Genomic DNA, 642 nt, shown 5'->3' with positions numbered 1-642 from the left:
GCCGTTCTTCAGCAGGTTACGGACGGTCAGGTCCTCGATCACGACCGTTTGGTTCTCACGGACGAGACGAGTGGTCAGCTTGTGCAGGAAGTCCCGGCGCCGGTCAGCGATCCGCGCATGCACCCTGGCGAGGTGGCGGCGGGCCTTCTCCCGGTTCGCCGACCCCTTCGCCTTACGGGACAACTCCCGCTGCGCCTTCGCGAGCCGCTTACGGTCGCGCCGCTCATGCCGGGGGTTGGCGATCTTCTCCCCAGTGGACAGGGTCACCAGGGAGGTGACCCCGGCGTCCAGGCCGACCGCCGCACTCGAGGCAGGGGCCGGGGCGATGGCGTCCTCGACGAGCAGGGAGACGAACCAGCGCCCGGCGGCATCACGGGACACCGTCACCGTCGTCGGCTGGGCACCCTCCGGGAGGGGACGCGACCAGCGGATGTCCAGCGGCCCGGCCATCTTCGCCAGCGTCAGGCGCCCGTCGCGCCACGTGAAGGCACTGCGAGTGTACTCCGCCGACGCCCACGACTTCTTCCGCGACTTGTACCGCGGATACCTGGCCCGCTTGGCGAAGAAGTTCCCGAACGCCGCCTGAAGATGACGCAGCGCCTGCTGGAGCGGGACCGAGGACACCTCCGCCAGGAAGGCCAG

The 642-nt window shown here is 69.6% G+C and carries 1 protein-coding gene; it reads right to left on the bottom strand.

From position 1 onward, the window contains the following. Positions 1 to 642: RNA-guided endonuclease InsQ/TnpB family protein (locus KN815_RS28200; protein ID WP_216344724.1), on the bottom strand; the 642-nt coding region annotated here is incomplete at both ends.

The sequence above is a fragment of the Streptomyces niphimycinicus genome, from assembly GCF_018883605.1.
Taxonomy (GTDB): Bacteria; Actinomycetota; Actinomycetes; order Streptomycetales; family Streptomycetaceae; genus Streptomyces; species Streptomyces niphimycinicus.
Note: the sequence above shows the minus strand (reverse complement) of the source record. Positions and strands in the feature narration are given on the sequence as shown.